This is a genomic window from Cryobacterium sp. (assembly GCF_025463825.1).
Lineage (GTDB): Bacteria > Actinomycetota > Actinomycetes > Actinomycetales > Microbacteriaceae > Cryobacterium.
Genome location: NZ_JAODBG010000058.1, coordinates 1 through 25220, shown reverse-complemented (window position 1 = coordinate 25220; position 25220 = coordinate 1). Strand labels below are relative to the sequence as shown.

Here is a 25220-nt window from a genome sequence, read left to right as displayed (position 1 = left end):
GTTTGTAACGGTTAGATATCAGCCGGGGCGGCGACACGAACAAAGGGGTTCCAGTGAAGAGTCTGTGGCAGACGACCACATCCGGCGGGCAAAGCGCCCTCGACGAGTGCGTGCAGGGGTCCCGCACCATCGGGGCGCACGACGCCCTGGTGCTGCACGGCGGCGGCAACTCCTCGATCAAGGACACCATCACCGATGTCACAGGTGCTGAGCTCGAGGTGATCTACGTCAAGGGCAGCGGGTGGGACATGGCCACCATCAAGCCGCAGGGGTTCGCCCCGTTGCGGCTCAGCCGGCTGCGGGAACTGCTCACGGTCGAAAGCATCACCGACGCCGCGCTGGTGAACGAACTGCGCTGTGCACTGGTGGATGCGTCCGCGCCGGATCCGTCGATCGAATCACTGCTGCACGCCCTTCTGCCATACCGAGCCGTGCTGCACTCACACGCCGACGTGATCGTCTCGCTCACCAACCAGCCCGACCCAGCCGCCGCCGTGACCGAACTCTTCGGCGACTCCGTGGTACTCATCCCCTATGTCATGCCCGGCTTCGACCTGGCCCGAGTGGCGAACGAACTCTGGCCGAGGCTTGCCACCGAAAAGACGCGGGGCATGGTGCTGCTCAACCATGGCCTGTTCACCTTCGGCGACACCATGGCCGAGGCCTACAGCCGGCACCTCGAGTTCATCTCGGCTGCCGAGGCCGCCGTCGCCGGCGACGACGCGGAGCCCGCCGCATCCGCTGCCCCGGCCACACCCGCGCCGGCCACGGTCGACCCGCTCGCGATTGCCCGGCTGCGCCGCGCCATCTCCGCCCACGCCGGCCGGCCGATGATCATGGGCCACCACACCGACGAGCGGGTCTGGGACTTCGTCGGCCGCTCCGACCTGACCGAGATCGCCTCCCGCGGACCCGCCACCCCCGACCACATCATCCGCACCAAGCGCCTGCCGCTGGTGGCCAGCGGCGCCGACGCCGCCGGGGTGGACGGCTACGTGGCCGACTACCAGGCCTACTTCGACCGCAACCGGGGCCGCTCGCCGGTGCCGCTGGACATCCTCGACCCCACCCCGCGGTTCATCCTCGACCCGGAGCAGGGCATGTTCACGGTGGGCAGGACCATCAAGGACGCCAACATCGTGCGCGACATCGCTCTGCACACCTTCGACGTGATCGAGGCCGGCGAACGGCTCGGCAGCTACACCGCCCTGCCGGAAGGCGAACTGTTCGACATCGAATACTGGGACCTCGAGCAGGCCAAGCTGCGCATGGGTGGCGCCCCCGCCGAACTCACCGGCCAGGTGGCCTTGGTCACCGGCGCGGCCTCCGGCATCGGCCGCAGCATCGCCAAACACCTGCTCGACCTCGGCGCCTGCGTCGTCGGCATCGACATCTCCCCCGGCGTCACCGACACCTTCGCCAGCGCCGGCTGGCTGGGCATCCCGGTCGACGTGCGTGACCGGGCAGCGCTGGCCGACGCGCTGCGGCAGACCGTCGCCCGGTTCGGCGGGCTCGACATCCTCGTGGTCGCCGCCGGGGTCTTCGCCGAGAGCGCCCCGATCACCGCGCTGGACGGCGCCGTCTGGGACCGCACCCTGGCCATCAACGTGGGCTCGGTGCAGACGTTGTTCGCGATCGCCCAACCACTGCTGGCCGAGTCCCCCAGCTACGGCCGGGTGGTCGTGATCGGCTCGAAGAACTTCGCCGCCCCCGGCCCCGGCGCCGCAGCATACTCGGCCTCGAAGGCCGCCCTCACCCAGCTGGCCCGGGTGGCCGCCCTGGAGTGGGCCGGCGACGGCATCAGGGTGAACACCGTGCATCCGGACGCGGTCTTCGACACCGCGCTGTGGACGCCGGAGCTGCTCGCCGAGCGCGCCGCCAAGTACGGCGTGAGCATTGATGAGTACAAGCGCCGCAACCTGCTCTCCACCGAGGTGACCAGCCTCGACGTGGCCCACATGGTTGGCGCGATGGTCACCGCCACGTTCCAATCCACCACCGGCGCTCAGGTGCCCGTGGACGGCGGCAACGACAGGGTCATCTAAATCGCACCCGCCGCCCCGCCGCCGCCCGGTCGTCGGCGGGGCGGCACCGAACCAGCAAGATTGACTGCACCGAACCCAACGGAGGAACAATGACGTCTCGAGTGATTTCCATGGGAGCGCACATCGCCGATGCGCTCGGCTGGCCGTTCACGGCCGTACCGCCCGGCCAGCACCTCGAATTCATCGAGCAGATCAAGTTCACCGTGGCCGGCACCGCCGCCGCCCCATCGGTGAACCTGGCCAAGCTCGGCGTCGACGTAGCCGCTGTCGGCCGGATCGGCAATGACACCATCGGCGACTTCGTGCGCTCCACCATGACCGCCTACGGCGTCAACACTGACCACCTGGTGGTCGACCCCACCCGGCAGACCTCGGCCAGCCTGCTGCCGATCCGCCGCGACGGCTCCCGGCCGGCACTGCACGTGATCGGCGCCAACGCCGGCCTCACCGAAGCGGATGTGCCTTGGGAGGTCGTGGAGAAGGCCGAAATCTTCCACCTCGGCGGCGCGTTCATCCTGCCCGGCCTGGACGGCGCACCGATGGCCCGGGTACTCAAGCGGGTGAAGGAGATCGGCCTCACCGTCACCATGGACTTCCTGATGAGCCCTCGTGACGACGCGCAGAGCCTGATCGGGCCGTCGCTGCAGTACGTGGACTACCTGATGCCCAACATCGAGGAGGCCGGCTGGCTGGTCGGCAGCGAGGACCGGCAGGAAATCATCACCTGGCTGCACGGCCAGGGCGCCGGCCACACCGTGCTCACCATGGGCGGCAACGGCGTGAGCATCGCCGCGAACGGCCACACCGAAACGGTGCTGCCGGCCTACGAGATCGACGTGGTCGACACCACTGGCTGCGGTGACGCCTTCACCTCCGGGCTCATCTCCGGCCTGCTCGACGGCCTCGACGTGATCGGCGCTGCCGAGCGCGGCCTGGCCTGCGGCAGCCTGGTGGCCACCGGACTCGGCTCGGATGCCGGCATCGTCGACCGCGACCAGGTCGCCCAATTCCAGCGCAGCCAGCCCCGGCTCGCAGCCTGAGCCTGCCCGTCACCCCCACCCGCACTGTGCCAAGCTAGCGATGCAGCTGGCGACAAGGAAAGGACGGATGCTGATCATGCCGATAATCCACCCCGTGAGCCATGTCTGACACCCCGGTCGACGGTCCCGAACCGCACGACGCCCCTCACCGGGCGCGCACCAAGGCGGCCCGCTTGAGCCTGATCGGCGAGGTGGTCAACCAGCGCGGCTTCGTGAGTGTGGACGACCTCACCGAGCAGCTCGGCGTGAGCCGCATGACCGTGCACCGCGACCTCGAAGAGCTGCAGCGCATGAGCACGCTGCGCAAGGTGCGCGGCGGCGCATCCGCTCACCGCTCGACCCAGTTCGAGAGCGACCTGCAGTTCCGGGCGATGAGCGCCATCGACGAGAAGAAGAAAATGGCCAGGATGGCCGTCGAGCTGGTCTCCGAGGGCGACGTGGTGATCGTGGACGACTCGACCACCTCGCTCGAGGTGGTGCCGTTGCTGATCGCCCGGCCGCCGCTGACGATCATCACCAACTTCCTGCCGGCGATACAGCAGGTGAGCAACCACCCCGATGTGCACCTGATCGCGCTCGGCGGCGAGTTCACGCCGCGGTACCAATCCTTCCTCGGCATGATGTGCGAGCGCAGCCTGGCCGACCTCTACGCCGACGTGCTGTTCGCGTCGTCGTCGGCCGTGCGGGGGCTGGATGTCTACCACCAGGACCAGCGCATCGTCACGGCCAAGCGGGCCATGATGGCCGCCGCTCAGACCCGGGTGCTGATGGTGGACCACAGCAAGATCGACCACGGCGCGCTGCACCGACTGGGCGGCATCGACGAGTTCACCCACGTGATCGTCGACGACAAGGTCGACGGCACCGTGGTCAAAAGCTTCGAGGAGGCCGGCCTGGTTGTCTTGGTGGCTTCATAGGGGAGAGTCATGGGACGATGGTCGCACTAGCACCGCTTCCGCCCGACTCTTGTCGAGAGGTGACCGCATGACCGGGTCCGCCATAGTCACGCCGGTCGCGCCGCGCCTGCAGAAAGACCGCTATCTCGTGCCCGATGTCGCCCGAGGAGTGGCCATCCTGGCGATGCTCATCGCCCACGCCGGCCCGCTGCTGGTGAGCCAGCCGCCCGCGACCGCGTTTGTGCAGGGCCAGTTGAACGACGTGGCCTCGCCGCTGTTCGCCGTGACGATGGGCGCGGCCGCCGCCATCGTGCTGGCCAAGGCCGGGACCAGCGCCGGTGCCCGGCGCACGGTCATCGTGCAGAACGTCATCCGCGGCCTGATCCTGGTGCTGCTCGGGCTGCTGCTGTCCACCTGGGGCAGCTGGATCGCGGTCGTGCTCTCGTTCCTGGGGATCGTCCTCGCTGTTGGCACGCCGCTGGTGCTGCTGGGCAGTCGCGCCCTGATCGCGGTGCTCGCCGTGGTGCTGGTGCTGGGCGCGCCGCTGAACGAATTCGCCCTGACGGCGGCCGGCCCGCTCATCACCTCCGGGGAACGCACCCCGGGCGGCTTCCTGCTGGAGTGGCTGTTCCTCAGCCCGCACTACCGGGTGACCAACCTGCTGCCGTGGTTCCTGTTCGGGGCCCTCCTGTTCCGGATCCGGTTCGGTGGGCGCACGGCGGCATGGATCATGCTCGCGATCTCGCTGCCGGCCTGGTGGCTGGGTCCGCTCTGGCGCGGTGCCACCGGTCAGGCGTTCAGCCCCTCCGGCAGCTATCTGGACACCCTGCACGACGCTGGGCTGGTGCTGTTGACGCTGGGCGTGATCATGCTGCTCGCCTCGATTCGGGCGCGGCCCGCGGCCACGGTGGTGCACGCCGTCTTCCTGCCGCTCAAGGCGATCGGGTCGATCTCGCTGTCGCTCTACGTGTTCCAGGTGGGGGTGGTTGCGGTGATGAATGCCAACGGCATCAGCTACGGCACGACGGACCCGGTGGCCTGGCTGGTGCTGGTGCTCGGGGTGCCGCTGGTGGGGATTCTCTGGTGGCGGTTCCTGGGCAAGGGTCCGATCGAGTGGCTGATCGGCGTGGTCTCCGGCCGGTACCGGTCGCGCCCGGCCGCGCCCGATCCTCGCGGCACGCTTTGAGCGCGGCGGCACTCGTACGAACGCGTGCCGCCGGGACTGGGGCGTGCCGCGGCGCATCCGCCACACGGAGCGGGCGGATGCGCCGGTTCGAGGCTAGGCGACCGACCAGCCGCCGTCGCTGGCCAGCACCTGGCCGATCACGTTCACGCCGTCGTCGCTGAGCAGGAAGGTGATCGACGCGGCGAGCGCATCCGGCTCGACGGCGTTGGGCAGCAGCGCCATGCCGGCACGCACCCGCTCGGCCCCGAGCGCGGAGGCGAAGTTCGCCTCGATGTTGGTGATGGTGGGGCCCGGCGCCACGGCGTTCACCCGGATGCCACTGGGCCCGTACATGTAGGCGCTGCTCTTGGTCAGCCCCACGACGGCGTGCTTGGACGCCGTGTAGGCCGCGCCCGCCGCCGAGCCGCGGAGCGCCGCCTCAGAGGCCACATACACGATCGAGCCTGACTGCCGTTCGAGCATCCCGGGCACGACGGCGCGCATGAGCTTCATGGTGCCGTCGACGTTGATCGCGAAGACCCGCTTCCAGACGGCATCGCTGCCCTCGTGCACCGGCGTCATGTCGTCCATGATGCCGGCGACGTTGGCGAGGGCGTCGATCTGCTCGCCCGCGGCGGCGATAATCCCGGCGATGGCGTCGTCATCGGTGATGTTCGCCACGACGGGAACGATGTCGGCGGCGGCGTGCTCGGCCACGAAATCGTCGAGCCGCTCCTGGGAGATGTCGACGGCGACGACCCGGCCGCCCTCGCGGGCGACCCGGGATGCGGTGGCCCGACCGATGCCGGAACCGGCCCCGGTGACGATGACGGTCTTGCCGGTGAACCGGCCGGTGCTGACCCGTTCCACCCACTCGGGGCGCTCGGCCGCCGCCACCGAGACGGGCCCGGCGGCCGGGACGGGCGCCGCATCCGTTGTCGAAGCGGTGGCGGGCACGTCGCCGGCGGCGACCCGCCGCACGAGTTCGTCGATCAGCTCGGGCGGGAACTTGCCCTTGCTGAGCGTGACCAGGCGCTTGAGAGCGAGTTTCCGCACCGGCCGAAGCACGTCGGCGCTCTGGCCGGCCTGGGCGAGAAGGTCGCGAAGGATCGGGCCGCCGGTGGGGTCGTCGAGCCAGGTGCCGACGGAGGAGCCGGCGCTGAGGGTCTGTGTCATACGAGAGGTTCCTTTTCTTTCTGGAGATCCACTGCCGATGGGGTCACGGGAGCGGAGTAGGTGGCCGCGTGCAGTGCGGCGAGGTAACCGAACACCACCGCGGGGGCGATGGTGGAGCCCGGTCCCGGATAGGTGCGGCCCATCACGGATGCCGTGGTGTTGCCGGCCGCGTACAGCCCGGCGATCGGGGCGCCGGCCTCGTCGAGCACCCGGGCGTGCTCGTCGGTGAGCAGCCCGCCCTTGGTGCCCAGGTCGCCGGGTACTACTTTGACCGCGGTGAACGGGCCCTTTTCCAGCGCCCCGAGATTGGGGTTGGGCTTCACGCTCGGGTCGCCGTAGTAGTTGTCGTAGACGGTGCGACCGCGGCCGAAGTCGGCGTCGATGCCGCTCCTGGCGAAGCCGTTGAACCGGTCGACCGTGGCGCGCAGGGCGGCGGGATCGATCGCCAGCCGCACGGCGAGTTCTTCGATCGTGTCCGCTGAGACGACGGTGCCGTTGGCCCGCAGGCTCTTGCCGCCGGCCAACAGCGACGACGACAGCTAGCGCCGGCGGTGCCGGATGTCGAGGATCAGCCAGGACGGAATCGTCGGGGTCTCGCGGTGGTGCTCGATCATCTCGTGGCCGAAGTCGATGTAGCTCTCGGACTCGTTGAGGTATCGGGAGCCGGCCTGGTCGACGATGATGCCGTAGGGCATCGACCGTTCGGAGAACGAGGCGGTGCCGTCGGCCATCGGCACGGCCGAGCCCCACCAGGCATCGTCCATCAGGGCGAGCGCGCCGCCGGCCTGGGCGCCCACGCCGATGGCGGTTCCCTGGTCGCCGGCCGCTGCCGAGCTGTTGCCCGGCATGCCGTGGTACTTCTGACGCCATTCCTTGTTCTGGGCGAACCCGCCGGCGCCCAGGATCCCACCGGCCCGGGCCCGGATGCGCACCGAGCCGTTCTCGGTGGCCACGATCGCGCCGACCACCCGGCCGTCTTCGAGCACCAGCTCACTGACCCGGGGAGTTCAGCAGCACCTCGGTGCCCTGCCGCTGCACGATCTCCATCAGGGTCATCACCAGGGCCGTGCCCAGGCCGTAGAGCTTCTTTCCGCTGGCCAGGCCACCGATGGTGCGAAAGACGAAACGGGCGCCGCGCACGAACCCCGTGGGCGTGGACCAGGCGCGGGACAGCAGCCAGACGTCATCCGTCTTCAGCGGCGCCGGCAGTCCTTCGTCGGCCCGGGACAACGTGACCCACTGACCGAGCCGCTTGGCGTCGAACGGCTCCACCTCGATGCCGCGACCCACCCGGCCGCCGGGCCGGTCGGGGTAGTAGTCGGGATAGTCCTTGGCCGCGCACCAGCGCACACCGAGCCGGGCCAACAACGAGAACACCCGCGGCACCGAATCGACGAATGCCTCCCGGCGGGCGGCAGAGCTGGCCGGGCCGGCATCCCCGATCGCCGCTTCCATGTACTCGAGGGCGTCGGCGCGCGAGTCCTGAATGCCGAGCTGGCGCATCAGCGGATTGTTCGGCATCCACAGGCCGCCACCGCTGAGCATGGTCGTGCCGCCCCAGCGGCCGGTGCTTTCCACGATGAGGGCGGTCAGGCCCGCATCTGCGGCGGTGATGGCGGCGGTCAATCCCGCGGCCCCCGAACCTGCCACGAGTACATTCACTTCGCGATCCCACTGAGTGGCCATAAGTTCCTCCTCGAATCGATCCGGCCCGGAGAACCGCCGGGCCCTGCTGGCCGCCGCGCGGGAAGTCTTCACCACCGAGGGCTTCTCGGCGCCGCTGAGCGCCGTCGCCCGGCGGGCCGGCGTGGGGCAGGGCAGCCTCTATCGCCACTTCCCCGACCGCACCGCCCTCGCGATCGAGATCTTCGACGAGAACATCACGGTCCTGGAGGTCTTCGTCGCACTGCCCGGGAGCACCCTCGACGACCTGCTCGACCGGGTGATCGAACAGGCCCTGGCCTCGATCGCCCTCATCGATCTGGTCACCGCCGACCGGCACGACCCCCGGGCGGTGCATCTGGCCGAGCGGCTGGACGGCATCGTGGCGCGGCTGCTCACCCGCGAGCAGGCGGCCGGGCGCATCGCCGAGCACGTCAGCACGGCCGACGTCATCCTCGCGGTGTCGATGCTGGCCGGAATCCTCGCCCGCAGCGACGCCCCCGACCGGCCCGACGTGGCCCGCCGGGCCTGGAGGCTCTTCCACGCGGCGTTCACCCCGCGCTAGCCTCGCGGTTCGCCGCCCGTCCCGAGCCGCCCACGCGCAAGGGTCTTGCGGGCGTCCCGCGGCCTGCCTACGCTCCCAACGACAGTTGATCGCGCTTCTCAGCTGATCGCGCCCTGGAGATGGACCCATGACCGACATCGTCGCGGCCGCCGTGCTGCTGATCGTCCTTCCGCTGGTCTTCAATGCGCTCTTCGCGGCCCTCGCGATTTCGTTCGACTACCCCGACATCCTGCGGCGACCCACCGCGGAGGTGCTCTCCCGGTTCCGGCGGGGCGGGTCTCGCCTGGTCCTGCTCTGGTGGGCGTTCGCGATGACACCCGCCCTCCTCGCCGTACTGGCCGGGTTGCTGCCGGCCGCCCTCTGGGGTGCCGACGCCACGGTGCTGTCGATCAGCACGATCGTGGGCGTGCTGGCCGGGCTCGTCCAGTTTCTCGGACTGATCCGGTGGCCGTTCCTGGTGCCATACCTCGCGCGGGTCCTCGCCGACCAGGACGCCCCGCCCGGGCGCAAACAGGCGGTCGACGTCGTCTTCCAGGCCTTCCACCGCTACCTGGGCGTGGCGGTCGGCGAGCATCTGGGCCTGCTCTTCACCGGCGCGTGGAGCATGCTGATCGGCACCGCCAGCATCCAGAGTTATCTGCTGCCGGACTGGCTGGGCATCGTGGGAATCGTGGTCGGGACCGTGCTTGCGCTGTGCTCGTTCGAGTTCGTGGGCTCCTTCGAAAACCACGGCTGGCCGCTCGCGGCCCGGCTCACTCCGATGACGTACATCGTCTGGTCGCTCTGGCTGGTGGCGACGGGGGTGGCGCTGTTGTTGTGACCGACCGGCCGCCGGGCGCCCCGAGTTGCCCCGTTCCGGACGAGTTGCCCCGGTGTAGCGGGGCAACTCGTCCGCAGGTGGGCAAGTCGGCGTCGGGACATCGAGGGGCAGAGCGGGGCATACTGGCGGCGAGCGACGTGAAGTCTGAAGGGGATGCCCGTGAGCTTCTGGATCTGTGCCACCTGCGGCGTCGAGCACGCCGACAACGCCGGCGTCTGCGCGATCTGCGCCGACGAACGCCAGTGGGTACCCGCCGCCGGCCAGCAGTGGACGACACTGGCCGACCTGCACGAGGCCGGTTGCCACGCCGACCTCCGCGAACTCGAACCCGACCTGCACGGCATCCAGAGCTCCCCCGCGGTAGGCATCGGGCAGCAGGCCAAGCTGCTCTGCACCCCCGGGGGGACCGTGCTGTGGGACCCGATCGGCTTTGTGGACAACGACATCGCCACCCGGGTGCTCCAGCACGGGCCGGTGCGCGCGATCGTGGCCAGCCATCCGCACATGTTCGGCGCGCAGGTGGAGTGGAGCCGGGCGCTCGGCGGCCCTCCGGTCCTCGTGGCCGAGGCCGATCTGGCCTGGGTGGCCCGCCCGGACCCGGTGATCGATACCTGGTCGTCCGAGGTGCGGCTGTTACCGGGCGTGACCCTGGTACAGGTGGGTGGCCACTTCCCCGGGAGCGCCGTCATCCACTGGGAGGCCGGTGCGGCCGGACGGGGCGTGCTGCTCAGCGGTGACACCGTCTTCGCCAACCCGGACCGCACGTCGGTGAGCTTCATGCGCAGCTTCCCCAACCGGCTGCCGCTGTCCGGCCCGGTGGCGGAGCGCATCGCCCGCACCCTGGAACGTTTCGAGTTCGACCGGCTGTACGCCAACTTTGACACCGTGATCGTGGCGGATGCCCGTGCGGTGGTGCGCCGGTCGGCCGACCGTCACCAGGGGTGGGTGCGCGGCGACTTCGACGACCTCACCTGAGCGGGTGGGCCGCGTCGTCGGCCCGGGCTACCCCGTCAGGGCTCGTTGAGCGGCTGACGATTCCGGCAGGATGACGTCGAATCGGGCCTGTCCCGAATGCAGTGTGAGGATCACTGCGGCGCGGTAGGTGGGATGAGTTGCCACGCTGATCTTCTCGATGGCGGCGAGCGGGATCGTCGTGTGTGAGCGCGACAGGTCCGGCGCGTTTCCGCGCACCAGCCAGGCCTTGCGGCCGAGGATGTGCAGCGCGTGTTCGGTGCGGCAGAGCACCGCACCGTGCAGGGTCATCGGATAGAGGACGTGCATAGCGCGGCGGAGCACTCCCCCGAGCGGGTCGAGGCCGGTACGCCCGTGGGCGGCGAGGAGTGTTGCGCCGAACTCATGGCGGGTCAGGTCGAAATATGCGGTGACCAGGCCCACGTCCTGCTTGCCCAGGTCGAGGAGGTCCAGGGAAGGCCGGGAATCCGTCGCGGGGAACACCACGGCGGGCGTTGGACGCACCACCGCGAGCGAAAGTTCAGCCAGCACATCGGTGAAACGGGTCATCACCTGCTGTGACGACCCGTTGTATGGCACGGTGTGGGTTCTCCCCGACCGGGCAAGGATGCTGAGGCGGCCCTCGACCAGGTCGACGGTGTCGGCGACCGCGACGATGTCGCCATAGGCGATGGAACTCTCGCTGTACGTGTCGACACCGCGGCTCAGTACGATGAGTGCCTGTGGCGCCGCGATAATCAGGTGGTCATAGAGGTCCATCGTGGGCAGCGCATCACGGCGGCTGATATTGCGGGGAATCTTGAGCACGATTCGGCTGGCATCGAAGTCCACCCGATAATCCCGGTAGAGTCCGGGAACCTCGCCGGCGGTGCGCACCTCGTCCACCCACGGGCCGAAGGCGTCGAACTCCGCCGATCTCGTTGCATCCGTCGCGCTCACTTGCTGCCTTCCGGGACTCGCGTCGGTGCGAGCTCCGCGGCTGTTGATGCCGTTGATGATCAGGCTAGACCGTGACGGCACCAGCAACTGACAGGCGGATGCGCGGCGGTGGCCCGACATCACTTTCGAGAGTTCCAACATGCGGAGGGTCCAACCCGCTCCCGACGCGCCGACCTTTCCTGGCCGGAGTGCACAGCGCTCTCCCCAGATTTTCCACAGCACAATCCACAGCCTCCGGCCCGTCATCCCGGTGGTTTCCACACGCTGTACACAGGGTTATCCACAGGTTTCCCACCGAAGAAAGCTTCGAATAAATGCCCAGCGCGGCCGCGCCCGAGGCTCGGGAGGCGTCCCTAGAAGCGCGGGGGGCGCGGAGCTACACTCGCGGCATGGAGACGCAGCATTTCTCAATCCGAGTCAATGCGCCCGCTGACGTCGTCTGGAAGACCATGTTCGATGACTCCACCTACCGGCAGTGGACCAGCGCGTTCAACCCGAACTCGTACTTCGAGGGCGATTGGCTTCCCGGCAGTGAGATCCGGTTCCTGGGCACCAACAACGACGGCACGATGAGCGGCATGTACGGGGTGATCACGAGGCACCGGCCGTACAAGTTCGTGCAGATCGAATATCAGGGCCAGATCGTGAACGACGTGGATGACACCACCAGCAGGGAGGCGCGGCAGCTGATCGGCGCGCGGGAATCCTACTCGTTCAGCGAGACCGACGGGGCGACGACCATCACCATCGATGTGGACACCGCCGACACCTACGCGGAGCTCTTCGGCGAGCTCTGGCCCCAGGGCCTGGCGCAGCTCAAGGACCTCGCCGAGGCCGCCGTCCGCGACTCCGATGCGTCCTGAGCAGCCCTGTCGGCCCGCGCTCAGCGGCGCTAGGCTCCAACCATGAAGACCTTGCATTTCTCAACGAAGATTGATGCGCCCGCCGAAGTCGTCTCCGAAACCATGCTCGGCGATGCCGGCTACCGTCAGTGGACCAGCGTTTTCAGCCCCGGTTCCTATTTCGAGGGGTCTTGGCTGCCGGGCAGCGAAATCCGGTTCCTCGGCGACAGTGATGACACTCAACCGATGGGCGGCCTGGTCGGCGTGGTCGCGGAACACCGCCCGCACGAGTTCGTTTCCATCGAATACACCGGCCTGATCATGAATGGTGAGGTAGACACCGAGAGCGAGTACGCCCAGAAGTTCAGGGGCACGCACGAAAATTACACCTTCACTGAGACCGACGGGGTCACCACCCTCATCGTGGACCTGGACGTCGACGAGGAGGAGGCGGACATGTTCGAGGACATGTGGCCACGGTCCCTCGACAAACTCAGCGAGCTGGCCGAGAGCGAGGCCGTGACCCGCGGGCAGCATCCGGCGCGATAGGGGCGATGCCGGGACGGAGCATCCTGACCGCGTGCCGCCACGTCGGAACCGAGTCGTCAGAGCAGTCCGGCCAGGGCGGCCCACTGCAGCAGGATGACGGTCTAGCTGTTGTTCCCACACAGGTTGTGAGCGTGGCGTGAGCTAAAAAGGTGAGGACCTCCGGTATCGATTGGGTTACCACACTCAAGCCGATGCAACGGAGGCCCTCATCTCTTACGTTACTCATGCCAACGCCCCACTGACTCCCGAAGGCCGCCTCAAGCTGGTCCAGCTCGTCGTGAACGACGGCTGGGCCCAAGCCCGCGTCGCTGAACGTCTGCAGGTCTCCCGCGCGACCGTCGCCAAATGGGTGTCCCGGTATCGAGGCCACGGTGCCGTCGGGCTCCTCGACCGGTCGTCTCGCCCGCACTTGTCGCCGAACCAATGCGCCCGGCGCACCGAGCGGCGCATCATCGCGTTGCGCTTCACCCGACGCTGGGGACCGCACCGCATCGGCTATCACCTGCGGCTGCCGCAATCGACGGTCTCGAAAGTACTCAACCGGTACCGGATGCCGTTGTTGGGTCATCTGGACCAGAACACGGGCCTGCCGGTGCGCAAACCCAAACCGATCCGGTATGAGAAGAAAACCCCCGGTGAACTGGTGCATGTTGACGTGAAGAAACTCGGCCGCATCCCCGACGGCGGTGGCCACCGCACCCTCGGCCGCCAGGTCGGTAAACGCAACCGACAAGCTGGCGTTGGCCACTCGTTTCTTCACTCCGCGATCGATGACCACTCCCGCCTGGTCTATTCAGAGATCCTCACCGACGAGAAGAAGGAAACCGCCGCCGGGTTCTGGGGCCGGGCGAACGCGTTCTACGCCACCCACGACATCACCGTGCTGCGTGTGATGACCGACAATGGCTCCTGCTACCGCTCGAAGTTCTTCAACGACGCCCTGGGCGACATCGCCCACAAGTTCACCCGGCCCTACCGACCCCAAACCAACGGCAAGATCGAACGCTTCCACCGCACCCTCGCCGCGGAATGGGCTTACGCCCATCACTACAACTCAGACGCCGCCCGAGCAGCGACCTACCAAGACTGGATCCATAGCTACAATCACCACAGACCCCATACCGGCATCGGCGGCAAATCACCCATCGACCGTGCTCACAACGTCAGTGGGAACAACATCTAGCCATCCACGATGCGGCCGTCGGTCACCATGGCCAGCGCGTCGGCTGCGGAGATCTCGAGCACCTCGATGTCCTCGCCCTCCTCGGCCAGGCCGCCGCCGGCCGTCACCCGATCGGCCGGTCCGTATTCCGCGACATAGAAGTGCACCCGTTCGGTGACCGAGCCCGGGCTCATATAGAGATCGAAAACGTGGTGCAGTTCTCCCACGGTGACGCCGAGTTCTTCGCTGGCCTCGCGGCGGATCGCGACCTCGGGAGCGTCATCGTCGAGCAGGCCAGCCGCGGCTTCGATGAGCATGCCGTCCGGGTGGGAGTTGACGTAAGCGGGGTACCGGAATTGACGGGTGAGCAGCACGGTTCTCCGAGTGGGGTCGTAGAGCAGGATCGTCGCCCCGTTGCCCCGGTCATAGGTCTCGCGCTGATGCGTCTCCACCCGGCCGTCGTGCCTGCGATACCGGTAAATGGTGCGGCGCAGCACGTGCCAGCCGTCGCTGGTGACCTCCACCCCTTCGACGGTGACCGCCGGGTTGCCGTCCAGGCCGAGACCCACAGAGTGCAACCCGGTGCGCCCGCGGCCATCCGGCGAATCCATGCCGCGCAGAACTCAGCCTGTCGGACGACAGTGTGCGCCGGGACCTGCGTGAGCTCGCGGCAGCGGGCCTATGTCAGCGCGTTTACGGCGGCGCCCTGCCCGTGTCGCCGGCACTGGCCCGGTACCCGGACAGAACCCTCGTCCAACCGGCCAGCAAGGACCGGGTTGCCGCGCGTGCGGCGGAACTGATTCTGCCCGGCACCACGGTGATCCTGGACGGCGGCACCACCACCCTCGCTGTGGTGCAGGCCCTGCCCCTCACCGTGGCCTGCACGGTGATCACGCACAGCCCGACGATCGCCGCCGCGCTGCTGCGGCACGAGGCGATCGAGGTGTTCCTGCTGGGCGGACGGCTGTTCAAGCACTCGATGGTGACCTGCGGCGCCGCTGCCGTCGAGGCCGCCCAGGCGATCACGGCCGACCTGTTCCTGCTGGGCGTCACCGGTGTGCACGCCACCGCCGGCCTGGCCACCGGGGAGGTGGAGGAGGCCGCGATGAAGCGGGCCCTGGCCGGACGGGCCGCCGACACCTACGCGCTCGCCAGCGCCGAGAAGATCGGGGTGGCTTCTCCTTACCGGGTGCTGCCGTTCAGCGACATCGCGGGCGTCATCACCGATTCCGCCACTGACGCCCGCGCGGTGGCCGACCTGCGCGACCAAGGCGTGGCCATCCTGACCCCCCGCGCCTGACCGCCCGTCGGCGGCGCGGCGATGGGCCGCAACTGTTACCGCTCCGGACGACTGCACCCGGTGTGCCGGGACCAATTGTCCGCAGTGGGAACAGTCAGCCCTGGGGTGCGGGGACCGCGGGGACGCCCACGGTGAGGCGGCGTACGCTTCCGGTGGAAAGGGCGGCCAGGGAGGCGGCCACGATCACGGCGGCGCAGCCGAGCAGCACCGGCGTGGTGCCGAAGACGTGCGCGAGCGGGCCGACCAGGACCTCCCCCACCGGGATGGCGATGAACGACCCGACGGCGTCATAGGAGTAGACCTTGGCCAGCCTGGCCGGCGGGATGTTCTGCTGCAGGGACTGGTCCCAGGCCACCCCGAACTGCTCGATGGCCAGACCCCCGATCAGGAATGCGACCACGAGCACCGGCACAACGGGCACCAACGCGAGGCCCACGATAGGCAGGGCGGTCACCGTGACGAGGCCGACGCCGATGCCCAGCGCGTGCCGGGGCCGCCAGCGCAGGGCGAGCAGCCCGCCGAGCGCCAGGCCCACGGTTTCGGCGGCGATGATCAGTCCCCAGCTGGCGCGGCCGAAGCTCACGTCGGCGACGAGCGGCCCGAGCACCGCGATCGCGCCGACGAAGGCCGCGTTCACCAGGGCGAACTGGGCCACCACCACCCACACCCAGGTGCGGCCGGCGAACTCGCCCCAGCCCTCGCGCAGCTCCCGCAGCACGTTGGCCGGCACCGGTGCGACGTCGCCCGGGCGGCCGAGGCGGCCGGCATGGTGCTCACGAGGGCGAAGAAGAACCCGGCCAGCGCGAAGGATGCGGCATTCAGCGCGAGCCCCCAGCCAGGCCCGACCCCGGCGATGAGCAGCGCGCCCAGGCTGGCGCCGAGGATCGCCCCGCCGTTGAGGCTGAGGCGCAGCAGGGCATTGGCGGGCCGCAGCTCTGCCATCGGAACGGTCTGCGGCACTATCGCCGCCGAGGCTGCGAAGCTCACCGCCGCGACGGCGCCGTTGAGCACACTGAGGAGAACGAGCAGCGGGATGGTCGCCGAGCCGGTGAGCACGAGCCCGGCCACTGCCGCCTGGGTGGCCGCCGCGGCGAGGGACGTGCCGACGAGCAGCACATGCTTGGGCAGCCGGTCGGCGATCACGCCGCCGAACAGCAGGACGGCGACGTTGACAATGGAGCGGCCGGCGACAACGATGCCCAGGTCGACGGCCGAGCCGGTGAGGTCGAGCACCGCGAAGGCGAGGGCGATCGGGGCGGCGGCGTTGCCGAGGGTGGCGATGGTGCGCGCGGTGAGGAGCCAACGGAACGGGGCAAACGCGAACGGGCCCGACGGGGACGGGCCGGATCGGGAGAGGACGACGCCCGGCGCACGCTTCGCCGCCGCGCGCCCCCCGAGTAGCCATGGCGCCAGTCAACCATGCCGGTGGGCACGCATCCGTTCGCAACTGGTGCCCGTGCGGACAACTGCGTCCCGCGAACCGGGCGCAATTGTCCGGTGCGGCAACGGTTGCGGGCGGGCCGGGTGGGCTACTCGCTGAGGCCGAAACGGGCGTGCAGCGGGGCGGTCCAGCGCGGGGCCCACCAGAGGGTGCGCTCGAGGGAGGTGAGCACCGCCGGCACCAGGATCACGCGCACCAGGGTCGCATCCAGCAACACCGCCACGGCCAGAGCGGTACCGATCTGCTTCATCTGCATCAGCTCACCGGTGGCGAAACCCGCGAAGACCAGCACGATGATCAACGCGGCGGAGGTGATGATGCGGCCCGAGCTCTGCAGCCCGGTCTCGATGGCCAGCCGGGTGCTCTCGCCGCGGTCGTGGTGCTCCTTGATGCGGGCGAGCAGGAACATCTCGTAGTCCATGGCCAGGCCGAAGCCGAAGGTAAGCACGAGGGTGAGCACCAGCGCGTCGACGCCGGCGACGGTGGCAGCGTCGAAATCGAGCGGGCCGGAGAGGTTACCCTCCTGGAAGCCCCAGACCAGCACGCCCGCCGCGGCGCCCAACGAAATTGCGCTGATCACCAGGGCGGTGACTGGGATGACCACCGACCCGGTCATCAGGAACAGCAGCGGATCTCCCGCACCACATCGGGCCCCTGGTGGGGGTCGACGGTGACCGTGGACACCCAGTAGCCGTTCACGTCGACGGGAGCGGCGGCATCCGTCACGCCCGGCAGGCCGGCGACGTCGGCGGCCCACGCGGCCGCGGCGGCCTCGTCGCTGCCGGACACCAGTTGTACCCGGGGCGCGGTCGCCAGCGGGAATTCCTCGGTGAGCGTGCTGAGGAAGTCGTACTGGGTGGACGAGCGCGGAATGGCGTCGGCGGCGCTGTTCGACACCGTCATCGCGAGCACCGGGCTACCCAGCACAAGCAGCACGGCGGTGCCGGCTAGCGTGACGAGCGCCGGGGCGCGCTGCACCCCGCGGGCCAGTTTGGAGAAGACCCCCTCGTCCGGGGCGATGTCGCCGAACCGGGTGAGCCAGCGCCCCACGCCGGGGATGCGCGTGAGCAGGCCGGGCTGCAGCAACCGTTCGCCGAGGTAGCCGAGCAGCGCCGGCACGAGCACCAGCAGGGCCGTGGTTACACAGGCGGCGAGCGCCAGCAACCAGCACAGCAGGGAGAGGAGGCGGTGGCGGGCGACGCTCACGCCCAGTTTTCGCAACATGGCGGGTGTTTCCTCGGTTCGTGAAAGCGCCGGATGCGCGGGTCCCCCGGTCCGCAGCCGCCCAAAATACTCCGGTCGGGCAGGAATCGGCAGACGGGACTACCGTGGCGCACATGACCGCAGCACTGGCGAAAACCATTCCCCTCGAGGAGTTCTTCGAGGGGTGCGATCCGCTGGCTCCGGTGCTCTTCGACACGGTGCGCTCGAGGATCCTCTCGATCGGTGAGACCGAGATGCGGGTGACGAAGAGCCAGATCGCGTTCCGCCGCCTCCGCTCGTTCGCGTGGACCTGGCTGCCCGGCCAGTACCTCTCCGGCGCGGTGGCCCCGCTGGTGCTCTCGATCGACTTGGACCGGTTCGACACCTCGCCCCGGTGGAAGGAGGTGGCGGAGCCCACCCTCAACCACTTCATGCACCACCTCGAGCTGCGGCGCGCCGAAGAACTCGACGACGAGGTCTTCGATTGCCTGCGCGAAGCGTGGAGTAAGGCCGGCTGACGCCTCGGTGAATCAGGCGGCGGCGACCACCCGCCCGGCCGCCAGCCGGATCACCCGGTCGGCCCGCCGGACCACCTCGGGATCATGGGTGGCGCAGAGCACCGCGGCACCGCGGGCGGCCTCCCGGCGGATGGCCAGGTCGATCAGCAGGAGCGCCTCACCGTCGAGCCCGGCGGCGGGTTCGTCGAGCAGCAGCACGTCGGCGCGGCGGGCCAGGCCCTGGGCCACCAGCGCGCGCTGCCGTTGCCCGCCGGACAACTCCCCCAACGCCCGGCGCTCCAGCCCCTCGAGGCCGAGCGCCGCGATGCTCTCCGCTACGATCACCCGGTCGGCGCGGCTGAGCGGCCGCCACATGCCGCGGGCGGCCCACCGGCCCATGTTCACGGCGTCACGCACCGTCAGCGGCAACGTGTCGGGCGCAGCGCCACGCTGCACCACCAGGGCGATGCTCACGTGTGCCGCCAGCATCCGCTCGCCGCCCTGCACCGGCTGGATGCCCGCCGCGACGCCGAGCAAGGTGGACTTGCCCGACCCGTTCGCTCCCGCAAGGGCGGTCACCCGGCCGGCCTCGACAACGGCGGACACGCCGTCCAGTGCCACCGCCGGGCCGTGATTCACCCGGATCTGCCGGAGGGTGATCGGGGCCGGAATTCCGCGGTTCTGAGGCTCGTTCTGGGTCGACTGCATGGCGCCAGCTTATCAAGAATGAGAACCGTTATCAGTTAGGGTCGCTTCCATGACCTGGCTGACCGACCCGCTCACCGCGGATTTCATGCTCCGCGCCCTGCTCGGCGGCGTGCTCGTGGCCGCCCTCTGCGCCGTCGTGGGCACCTGGGTGGTCGTGCGCGGCATGGCGTTCCTCGGTGAGGCGATGGCGCACGGCATGTTGCCGGGCGTGGCCCTGGCGTCCCTGCTGGGCCTGCCCGTGATCCTGGGCGCGGCCGTGAGCGCCATGGCGATGAGCCTCGGGGTGGGGCGCATCACCCGGCGGGGCCGGCTCTCCCACGACACGAGCATCGGGTTGCTGTTCGTGGGAATGCTCGCCCTCGGGGTGATCATCGTCTCGCACTCTGGCAGTTTCGCCACCGACCTCACCGCGATCCTGTTCGGTGACGTCCGCTTTGGTTTCCGCAGCATCCGCTCCAGCCCAGAAAGTCGTCAGTGAATTCCCCTAAGTCCCACTTTCCCCGTCCCGCTTTCGCCGCCCTCGCAGCGACGGGTGCCCTCCTCGCCGGTTGCGCCGGCCCGGCAGCCAACCCCTCCGCTTCCCCCGACGCCACCGACGACGCCGTGCCGCACGGCTACGTCGAGGGCGCGACCGAGGCCGCCGAACCACAGCTGCACCTGGCCACCGTGAACCCCACCGGTGAGGTGGCAGTGCTCGATTTGCAGGGCGGCGCCACGGAGACCATCGCCACCGTCGACGGGGTCAGCTCGGTCGCCACCGACGGCCGTTACCTGTTCGCCTCCGCGGCCGACACGGGCACCGTCACCATCGTCGACACCGGCGTGTGGACCGTCGACCACGACGACCACCAGCACTACTACCGCGGCACCCCCGGCGTCGCGGGCACCGTGACGGATGCGGGACCCGGCGCCGTCTCCGGCGGCGGCTCGCTCACGACGGTGCGGTTCGCCGACTCCGGCACGGGCGTCATCCTCAACCACGGCGCCCTCGGCGACGGCATCGTCACCGAACTCGGCCGGGTGAGCGGTGAGCCCGGCGCCGGCCTGCTGGTCCCGTTCGGTGACCGCGTCATCACCACCAGCACCGGCAACGGCGCCTCGGCCCTGCAGGTTCTCGACGCCACCGGTGACGTCGTCGCCGGCGAAGCCATCGAGTGCCTTGACCCGGCCGGCACCATCACCACCCGGGTCGGCGTGGTGTTCGGCTGCGCCGACGGGGCCGTGCTCGCCACCGCCGCAGGCCTGCCCGCCCCCGACGTCCAGGTCGAGTTCGAGCGCATCCCCTACCCCGCCGGCATAGCGACGACGGACCGGGCGATGTCCTTCGACAACCGCGCCGGCCGGCCCACCGTGGCCGCCGTCGCCGGCGACCGAGGGGCCTGGCTGCTCGACACGCGCGAGCGCACCTGGACGCTCCTTTCCACCGACACAGCCCTGGCGCAGGTGGCCGCCGTCGATGACCCCGACCAGAATGTCGTGGCCCTCACCCGCGACGGACGGGTACTCGTGTTCGACGCAGAAAGCGGCGCCACCACCGCCGCCACCGAGCCGCTCCTGGCCGCCACCCTGGCCGACGGCGCGCCCGGCGGCGGGTCGGGCAGCGCTCTGCCCGACGGTGTCACGCTCACCGTGGACACCAACCGGGCCTACCTCAACGCGCCGGCAGAGGGCGAGGTCTACGAGATCGACTTCGCCGACTCCGCGCGCCTGGCCCGCACCTTCCCCATCGACGGCAGACCCCGCTTCCTCGTCGAGACGGGTCGGTGACCCGGATGCGCGCCCCGAGCTCCCGCCGCACCCCCAGTCACCGGAACCGCAGTCTTGCGCTCACCCTGGCCCTCGGCCTCGGCGCCCGGGCCGGCTGCACGCCCGCCACCGCCGATCGCCCGCTCATCGTCGTGACCACAAACATCCTCGGCGACGTGGTGGAGAACATCGTCGGCGACCAGGTCGAGGTGATGACCCTGATGCGGCCGAACTCCGATCCGCACTCGTTCGAGATCTCCGCGCAGGAAGCGGCCCGGATCCTTTCCGCAGACCTGGTGATCTCCAACGGGCTCGGCCCCGAGGAGGGTCTGCAGAAGCAGCTCGATAGCGCCACCGATGCCGGCGTGCCGATGCTTGCCGCCGGCGAAATCATCGAGACGCTCGCCTACACCTCCACCGCGTCGGACACCGGTGCAGACGACCCGCACTTCTGGACCGATCCGGAGCGGATGCTCGACGTCGTGGCGGCCGTCACCGGAGCCGTCCGGGACGAGGTCGCCGGCGTCGACACCGGCGCCATCGACCAGTCCGCCGCGGCCTACACCGCCGAGCTCGAAGCCCTGGACACGGAGATGACCGACCGGTTCGCGGGAATTCGCGCCGAACGACGCAACCTGGTCACGAACCACCACGTCTTCGGTTACCTCGCCGACAGGTTCGACTTCACCGTGGTGGGCGCCGTCATCCCGGGCGGGTCCACGCTCGCCGCTCCGAGCGCATCCGACCTGCGCAGCCTCGTCGACGCCATCGACACGGCCGGCGTGCCCACGATCTTCGCTTAGTCCTCCCAACCCGACCGGCTCGTGCAGGTTCTGGCCGACGAGGCCGGCCTGGACGTGGCCGTGGTTGAGCTCTTCACCGAGTCACTCAGCGAAGCAGGCGGCGACGCCGACACCTACCTCACCATGATGCGCAGCAACACCGAACGCATCACCACCGGGCTCTCTCCCTGACGGAAGGCCTCCTCACCATGAAAGAAAAGATGAAAACACAGCACCGCACCACCGCATTCGCGGCGATCATCGCCGCCTCGGCCCTGCTCCTCTCGGCCTGCGCCCCTGCCGACGAGACCCCGACCGGCAGCACCAGCCCCGCTGCCGCCGCCACCCCGCGGGTCTCCCTCACCTACGACGGGGGCCTGCTCGTTCTGGACGGTACGACCCTCGATCTCGAAGCCGACCTGCCCCTGGCCGGCTTCAACCGGGTGAACACCGCCGGCGACGGCCGCCACGTGCTCGTCACCACCGCCGACGGATTCCGCGTGCTCGACACCGGCACCTGGACCGCCGACGGCGTCTCCGAGACCGCCGAGCCGGTCCTGACCGACCTGGTCTTGGATGCTCCGGCCGCCGGCCACGTGGTCAAGCACGGCGACAAGACGATCCTCTACGCCGATGGCACCGGTGACACCACCATTTATGAGACCGCCGCCCTGCTCGCCTCCCCCGACACGCTGCCCCAGACCGAGGTCATCCCGGCCGAGGCCGCCCACCACGGCGTCTCGATCGAGCTCGAAGACGGCACCCTGCTCACCACCGTGGGCACTGAAGAAGCCCGCACCGGCATCCGCGTTCTGAACGCCGACCGTGAAGAGATCGACCGCAATGACGACTGCCCATCGGTGCACGGAGAGGGCGCAGCCGCCAACGAGGTCTCGATGTTCGGCTGCAGCAACGGCGTGCTCCTCTACGACCAGGGCGAGATCACCAAGATCACCGCTCCGGATGCCTACGGCCGCACCGGTAACGCCTACGTCACCGAGACGTCCACCATCGCCGTCGGCGACTACAACTCCAACCCCGACTCCGAGGGCAGCCTGCTCAGCGAGATCCTGCTCGTGGACACCGTTGCCAAGACGGCCGAGGTCATCGACCTGCCCGACGGCATCCAGTACACCTGGCGCGACGTGGCCCGCACCGCGGATGACGGAGCACTCATCCTCGGCACCGACGGCGCGCTGCACGCGATGGACCCCGAGACCGGCGAACTGACCGACTCCTTCCCGGTCATCTCCGCCTGGGAGGGCCCGGCCGAATGGCAGGACGCGCACCCCGCGTTCACCGTCGTGGGCGGCACCGCCTACGTGACCGAACCGGCCACCGACTCGGTCTTCGCCGTCGACGTGGCCACCGGCAAGGTCACCGCCTCTGCCGGGCTGCCCGGCACCCCGAACGAGATCGCCGTCGTCACCGGCTGACTCCCGCACCGGATTGCCGACAAATGCCCCTTCAGCAACACTGAAGGGGCATTTGCCCGCAACTCGCGAGGCGACCGGCCGGGCTGGGTGCTATGCGGTGACTGCGGGGACGAGACGATTGACGACCTCTGCGCGGCTCTGGTCTTCGCTGGCGAGGACGCCGCCGTTCGCGACGATGTCCGGCGTGATTTCCTCAAAAACGATCCGGACGTCGCCCCGGCGCGCACCCAGGGTCAGAACGGCGCTCTCGGTGACGTCCTGAACAAAGGCTCGGCGCTGGTTGATGTCGCGGCCCGCGAGTAGTTGAACGGTGAAGTTGGGCATGTGTGCTCCTTAGTGTCGTCGCCCGCTGACTGGGCGGGCAAGGCGCCGGCGGCAGCAGCCTAGGCGATGGTGTTGCTCAGGGTGCCGATGCCGGCGAGAGTGATGTCGACGGTGTCGCCCGGCTGCACGGGCAGGTCGGTGCCGGGGGCCCCGGTGAGCACCACGTCACCGGGCTCGAGGGTGAGCCACTTCGTCACGTAGACGAGCGTGGCAGCGACCGAGGAGGGCAGGTTGAACGAGCCCGAGTTGACCACGCCGGCGCCGTTGATGACCACCTCGGTGGCCACGTTCTCCGGGTCGGCCACCTCGGTTTCGATCCACGGGCCGAGCGGGGTGTAGTTCTTGCCGCTCTTGCCCTGGAAGTTGCGCGGGTCGATCGGGCACTGGTCGACGTTGGTGACGTCGTTGGCCACGGTGTAGCCGAGCACGGCCTCGAAGGCGTTGTCGAGCGTGAGGTTCGTGGCTGAGGCGCCGATCACGACGGCGAGCTCGCCCTCGATGTTCACGGTGCCCACGTGGCGCACGGCGTAGATGTCGTCACCGGTGCCGGCGACGGTGTGCACCGATTTGTGCCAGGCCTGCATGGGCAGGGGGTTGCCCGGCCGGTTGTGGCCGATGCCGACCACCACCCGCGGGTCGACCGCGGCGAGCAGTACGGCGTCCGCAGCCGGGATGGACTCCCCGGTGTACACGAGGGGCGCCGCGAACGGGTCGGTGATGACGTTCCAGCTGTCACCGTCGGCGACAGCGTGGCGGGGGCCGGTCGGTGTTTCGAGTCGAGCGATACGCATGAGCTGCTTTCCTGACGTTGCCGGGCATGGAACAGGGGGCGCCAGCGGCGCCCCCTGCGGTACAGCGCTTTTCTCGACTACTTGATGGCGAGCGTGGCGCGGGTGCTCTCGCCGATGACGCCGTGTTCCCAACGACCCTCGTTCAGGTCCTTGGCGATCCGACGGTACTTGTCGTCGCTCATGTTGTAGATGAAGTAGATGATGATGGCGGCGATGGTCAGGGCGACGGCCGGGTAGAGCGTCATCACGGCCTTGATGCCCAGCAACGTCGCATCCGACTGCGTCGCGGCCTGCGCCACATAGCCGGAGACGGCCAGCATGCCGGCGCCGACCAGGGCGGCGAGGGACTGCGAGACCTTGCGCGAGAAGCTGAAGGCCGCGTAGGTCATGCCTTCCCGGCGCACCCCGGTGTGCCATTCGCCGTAGTCGATGGTGTCGGAGACGAACGCCCAGGTGATGCCGTTCGGGATCGACAAGGCAACATAACCGATGGTGACGAGGATCATGAACGTCCACAGGTTGGTCGGGATGATGAAGTTCAAGCCGTTGGCGACGACCGCGACGGCGAAGCTGACCATGACGGTGCGTTTCTTGCCGAAGCGCACGACCAGCTTCGGGATGAACATGATGCCCACGATGGAGGCACCGATCATCACGAAGTTGAGCACGGCCATCAGCGCGATGTTGCCGAGGTTGAACTGGGCGAAGAAGATCATCATCATGTTGTTCACGTTCATCGAGGAGATGGTGAACAGGCTCATCAGCACGAGGCCGAGCAACGGGCGGTTGGTGAGCACGGCGCGGCCGTAGTCCTTGAGGCCCGTCTTCTCCCGGTTGGCTTCGCGGTTCACGACAACGTGTTCCTTGGTGCCGCGGTAGCAGAGCACGAAGGAGATCATGCCGAGAACGGCCATGGCGAGGGCAGCCCACATGTAGTTCTCGGCGGTCATGCCACCGAGCATCATCATGATCGGGATGAAGGCGATGCCGCAGATCCACTGGGCGCCGAGCGAACCGGCCTGGCGGGAGGTCGCGAGCTGGGCGCGTTCCTTGATGTTGCGGGTCATCACCGAGGCCAGCGAACCGTACGGTCCGTTGACGAAGGAGTAGACACCGCCCCAGATGGCGTAGGTACCGGCGGCGAAGGCGATCTTCCAGC

General features: G+C 69.1%; 26 protein-coding genes and 3 pseudogenes. 16 read left to right on the top strand and 13 right to left on the bottom strand.

The genetic code is table 11. The features are described from left to right. Nucleotides 1–53 precede the first annotated feature (53 nt). The 4 genes from JWP54_RS07275 (at nucleotide 54) to JWP54_RS07260 (ending at nucleotide 5167) form a co-directional block, all read left to right on the top strand. Nucleotides 54–2045 carry a bifunctional aldolase/short-chain dehydrogenase gene (locus tag JWP54_RS07275; RefSeq protein WP_297369577.1) on the top strand — a complete coding sequence of 664 codons (1992 nt, stop codon included), beginning with the start codon at nucleotides 54–56 and terminating at the stop codon, nucleotides 2043–2045. 110 nt (nucleotides 2046–2155) lie between these two features. Then, on the top strand, nucleotides 2156–3085 hold the full coding sequence (locus JWP54_RS07270; protein ID WP_297369574.1) for a carbohydrate kinase family protein: 930 nt from the start codon (nucleotides 2156–2158) through the stop codon (nucleotides 3083–3085). Nucleotides 3086–3186: 101 nt separating this feature from the next. Then, nucleotides 3187–4002 (top strand): DeoR/GlpR family DNA-binding transcription regulator, encoded by an 816-nt coding sequence (locus JWP54_RS07265; RefSeq protein WP_297369571.1) that lies wholly within the window; start codon nucleotides 3187–3189, stop codon nucleotides 4000–4002. 67 nt (nucleotides 4003–4069) lie between these two features. Next, nucleotides 4070–5167, top strand: coding sequence for an acyltransferase family protein (locus JWP54_RS07260; protein ID WP_297369568.1), 1098 nt, complete (start codon nucleotides 4070–4072; stop codon nucleotides 5165–5167). A 93-nt stretch (nucleotides 5168–5260) separates the two neighbouring features. Here the strand turns inward: JWP54_RS07260 and JWP54_RS07255 are convergent, their stop codons facing one another. From JWP54_RS07255 to JWP54_RS07245, 3 genes and pseudogenes are all read right to left on the bottom strand, one after another. Then, nucleotides 5261–6322: an SDR family NAD(P)-dependent oxidoreductase gene (locus tag JWP54_RS07255; RefSeq protein ID WP_297369566.1), complete on the bottom strand. Its 1062-nt coding sequence runs from the start codon at nucleotides 6320–6322 to the stop codon at nucleotides 5261–5263. Beyond that, nucleotides 6319–7275 (bottom strand): annotated as a pseudogene (locus JWP54_RS07250) (FAD-binding protein). Before JWP54_RS07250 ends, JWP54_RS07255 begins: the two are co-directional and overlap by 4 nt. A 37-nt stretch (nucleotides 7276–7312) precedes the next feature. Further along, nucleotides 7313–8008: an FAD-binding protein gene (locus tag JWP54_RS07245; RefSeq protein ID WP_297369561.1), complete on the bottom strand. Its 696-nt coding sequence runs from the start codon at nucleotides 8006–8008 to the stop codon at nucleotides 7313–7315. Between JWP54_RS07245 and JWP54_RS07240 the strand changes: the two genes are divergently transcribed. From JWP54_RS07240 to JWP54_RS07230, 3 genes are all read left to right on the top strand, one after another. Then, nucleotides 8001–8549: a TetR/AcrR family transcriptional regulator gene (locus JWP54_RS07240; RefSeq protein WP_297369558.1), complete on the top strand. Its 549-nt coding sequence runs from the start codon at nucleotides 8001–8003 to the stop codon at nucleotides 8547–8549. The two genes, JWP54_RS07245 and JWP54_RS07240, sit on opposite strands and share 8 nt — an antisense overlap. Before the next feature lie 127 nt (nucleotides 8550–8676). Next, a complete protein-coding gene (locus JWP54_RS07235; protein WP_297369555.1) occupies nucleotides 8677–9369 on the top strand; it encodes a DUF4386 domain-containing protein in 693 nt (230 codons plus the stop codon). 153 nt (nucleotides 9370–9522) lie between these two features. After that, complete coding sequence (locus JWP54_RS07230) at nucleotides 9523–10344, top strand: MBL fold metallo-hydrolase (protein ID WP_297369552.1); 822 nt, start codon at nucleotides 9523–9525, stop codon at nucleotides 10342–10344. A 27-nt stretch (nucleotides 10345–10371) separates the two neighbouring features. On the opposite strand, the gene JWP54_RS07225 is transcribed toward JWP54_RS07230, so the two are convergent. Further along, on the bottom strand, nucleotides 10372–11280 hold the full coding sequence (locus tag JWP54_RS07225) for a hypothetical protein (RefSeq protein WP_297369549.1): 909 nt from the start codon (nucleotides 11278–11280) through the stop codon (nucleotides 10372–10374). Nucleotides 11281–11669: 389 nt separating this feature from the next. Here JWP54_RS07225 and JWP54_RS07220 point away from each other — a divergent pair, with 389 nt between their 5' ends. The 3 genes from JWP54_RS07220 to JWP54_RS07210 all read left to right on the top strand — a co-directional run bounded on the left by JWP54_RS07220 (nucleotide 11670) and on the right by JWP54_RS07210 (nucleotide 13854). Further along, nucleotides 11670–12143, top strand: a complete 474-nt coding sequence (locus JWP54_RS07220; RefSeq protein WP_297369546.1) for an SRPBCC domain-containing protein — start codon at nucleotides 11670–11672, stop codon at nucleotides 12141–12143. A 42-nt stretch (nucleotides 12144–12185) separates the two neighbouring features. After that, nucleotides 12186–12671, top strand: a complete 486-nt coding sequence (locus JWP54_RS07215; protein WP_297369543.1) for an SRPBCC domain-containing protein — start codon at nucleotides 12186–12188, stop codon at nucleotides 12669–12671. Nucleotides 12672–12879: 208 nt separating this feature from the next. Beyond that, nucleotides 12880–13854, top strand: coding sequence for an IS481 family transposase (locus tag JWP54_RS07210; RefSeq protein WP_297369657.1), 975 nt, complete (start codon nucleotides 12880–12882; stop codon nucleotides 13852–13854). Here the strand turns inward: JWP54_RS07210 and JWP54_RS07205 are convergent. Continuing rightward, a complete protein-coding gene (locus JWP54_RS07205; protein WP_297369540.1) occupies nucleotides 13851–14444 on the bottom strand; it encodes an NUDIX domain-containing protein in 594 nt (197 codons plus the stop codon). The two genes, JWP54_RS07210 and JWP54_RS07205, sit on opposite strands and share 4 nt — an antisense overlap. Nucleotides 14445–14476: 32 nt before the next feature. On the opposite strand from JWP54_RS07205, the gene JWP54_RS07200 reads away from it, so the two are divergent. Then, nucleotides 14477–15133, top strand: coding sequence for a DeoR/GlpR family DNA-binding transcription regulator (locus JWP54_RS07200; RefSeq protein WP_297369537.1), 657 nt, complete (start codon nucleotides 14477–14479; stop codon nucleotides 15131–15133). 94 nt (nucleotides 15134–15227) lie between these two features. On the opposite strand, the gene JWP54_RS07195 is transcribed toward JWP54_RS07200, so the two are convergent. The 4 genes from JWP54_RS07195 to JWP54_RS07180 all read right to left on the bottom strand — a co-directional run bounded on the left by JWP54_RS07195 (nucleotide 15228) and on the right by JWP54_RS07180 (nucleotide 17798). Then, nucleotides 15228–15863, bottom strand: a complete 636-nt coding sequence (locus JWP54_RS07195; protein ID WP_297369534.1) for a hypothetical protein — start codon at nucleotides 15861–15863, stop codon at nucleotides 15228–15230. After that, on the bottom strand, nucleotides 15767–16414 hold the full coding sequence (locus JWP54_RS07190) for an MFS transporter (RefSeq protein ID WP_297369655.1): 648 nt from the start codon (nucleotides 16412–16414) through the stop codon (nucleotides 15767–15769). Before JWP54_RS07190 ends, JWP54_RS07195 begins: the two co-directional genes overlap by 97 nt. Nucleotides 16415–16662: 248 nt before the next feature. Further along, entirely contained in the window at nucleotides 16663–17178 is a 516-nt protein-coding gene (locus JWP54_RS07185; protein WP_297369532.1) for an MMPL family transporter, read from the bottom strand. A gap of 11 nt (nucleotides 17179–17189) precedes the next feature. Beyond that, nucleotides 17190–17798 (bottom strand): hypothetical protein, encoded by a 609-nt coding sequence (locus JWP54_RS07180; protein ID WP_297369530.1) that lies wholly within the window; start codon nucleotides 17796–17798, stop codon nucleotides 17190–17192. A gap of 113 nt (nucleotides 17799–17911) precedes the next feature. On the opposite strand from JWP54_RS07180, the gene JWP54_RS07175 reads away from it, so the two are divergent. Next, nucleotides 17912–18295: a DUF5655 domain-containing protein gene (locus JWP54_RS07175; protein WP_297369527.1), complete on the top strand. Its 384-nt coding sequence runs from the start codon at nucleotides 17912–17914 to the stop codon at nucleotides 18293–18295. A gap of 12 nt (nucleotides 18296–18307) precedes the next feature. Here the strand turns inward: JWP54_RS07175 and aztA are convergent, their stop codons facing one another. Then, nucleotides 18308–18982: a zinc ABC transporter ATP-binding protein AztA gene (gene aztA / locus JWP54_RS07170; protein ID WP_297369524.1), complete on the bottom strand. Its 675-nt coding sequence runs from the start codon at nucleotides 18980–18982 to the stop codon at nucleotides 18308–18310. Between the two features lie 49 nt (nucleotides 18983–19031). Between aztA and JWP54_RS07165 the strand changes: the two are divergent. The 4 genes and pseudogenes from JWP54_RS07165 to aztD form a co-directional block, all read left to right on the top strand. Beyond that, nucleotides 19032–19412 (top strand): annotated as a pseudogene (locus tag JWP54_RS07165) (metal ABC transporter permease); the annotation flags it as partial. Nucleotides 19413–19456: 44 nt separating this feature from the next. Further along, a complete protein-coding gene (locus tag JWP54_RS07160) occupies nucleotides 19457–20749 on the top strand; it encodes an ABC transporter (RefSeq protein WP_297369520.1) in 1293 nt (430 codons plus the stop codon). 5 nt (nucleotides 20750–20754) lie between these two features. Continuing rightward, a pseudogene (gene aztC / locus JWP54_RS07155) lies at nucleotides 20755–21702 on the top strand (zinc ABC transporter substrate-binding protein AztC). A 29-nt stretch (nucleotides 21703–21731) separates the two neighbouring features. After that, nucleotides 21732–22946, top strand: coding sequence for a zinc metallochaperone AztD (aztD, locus tag JWP54_RS07150; RefSeq protein ID WP_297369517.1), 1215 nt, complete (start codon nucleotides 21732–21734; stop codon nucleotides 22944–22946). A gap of 90 nt (nucleotides 22947–23036) precedes the next feature. Here the strand turns inward: aztD and JWP54_RS07145 are convergent, their stop codons facing one another. From JWP54_RS07145 to JWP54_RS07135, 3 genes are all read right to left on the bottom strand, one after another. Next, nucleotides 23037–23270, bottom strand: a complete 234-nt coding sequence (locus tag JWP54_RS07145; protein ID WP_297369515.1) for a tautomerase family protein — start codon at nucleotides 23268–23270, stop codon at nucleotides 23037–23039. A 59-nt stretch (nucleotides 23271–23329) separates the two neighbouring features. Further along, nucleotides 23330–24061: a fumarylacetoacetate hydrolase family protein gene (locus JWP54_RS07140; RefSeq protein WP_297369514.1), complete on the bottom strand. Its 732-nt coding sequence runs from the start codon at nucleotides 24059–24061 to the stop codon at nucleotides 23330–23332. Between the two features lie 77 nt (nucleotides 24062–24138). Beyond that, nucleotides 24139–25220, bottom strand: a 1082-nt coding sequence (locus tag JWP54_RS07135) for a glycoside-pentoside-hexuronide (GPH):cation symporter (protein ID WP_297369510.1), incomplete at its 5' end; no start/stop codon positions are given.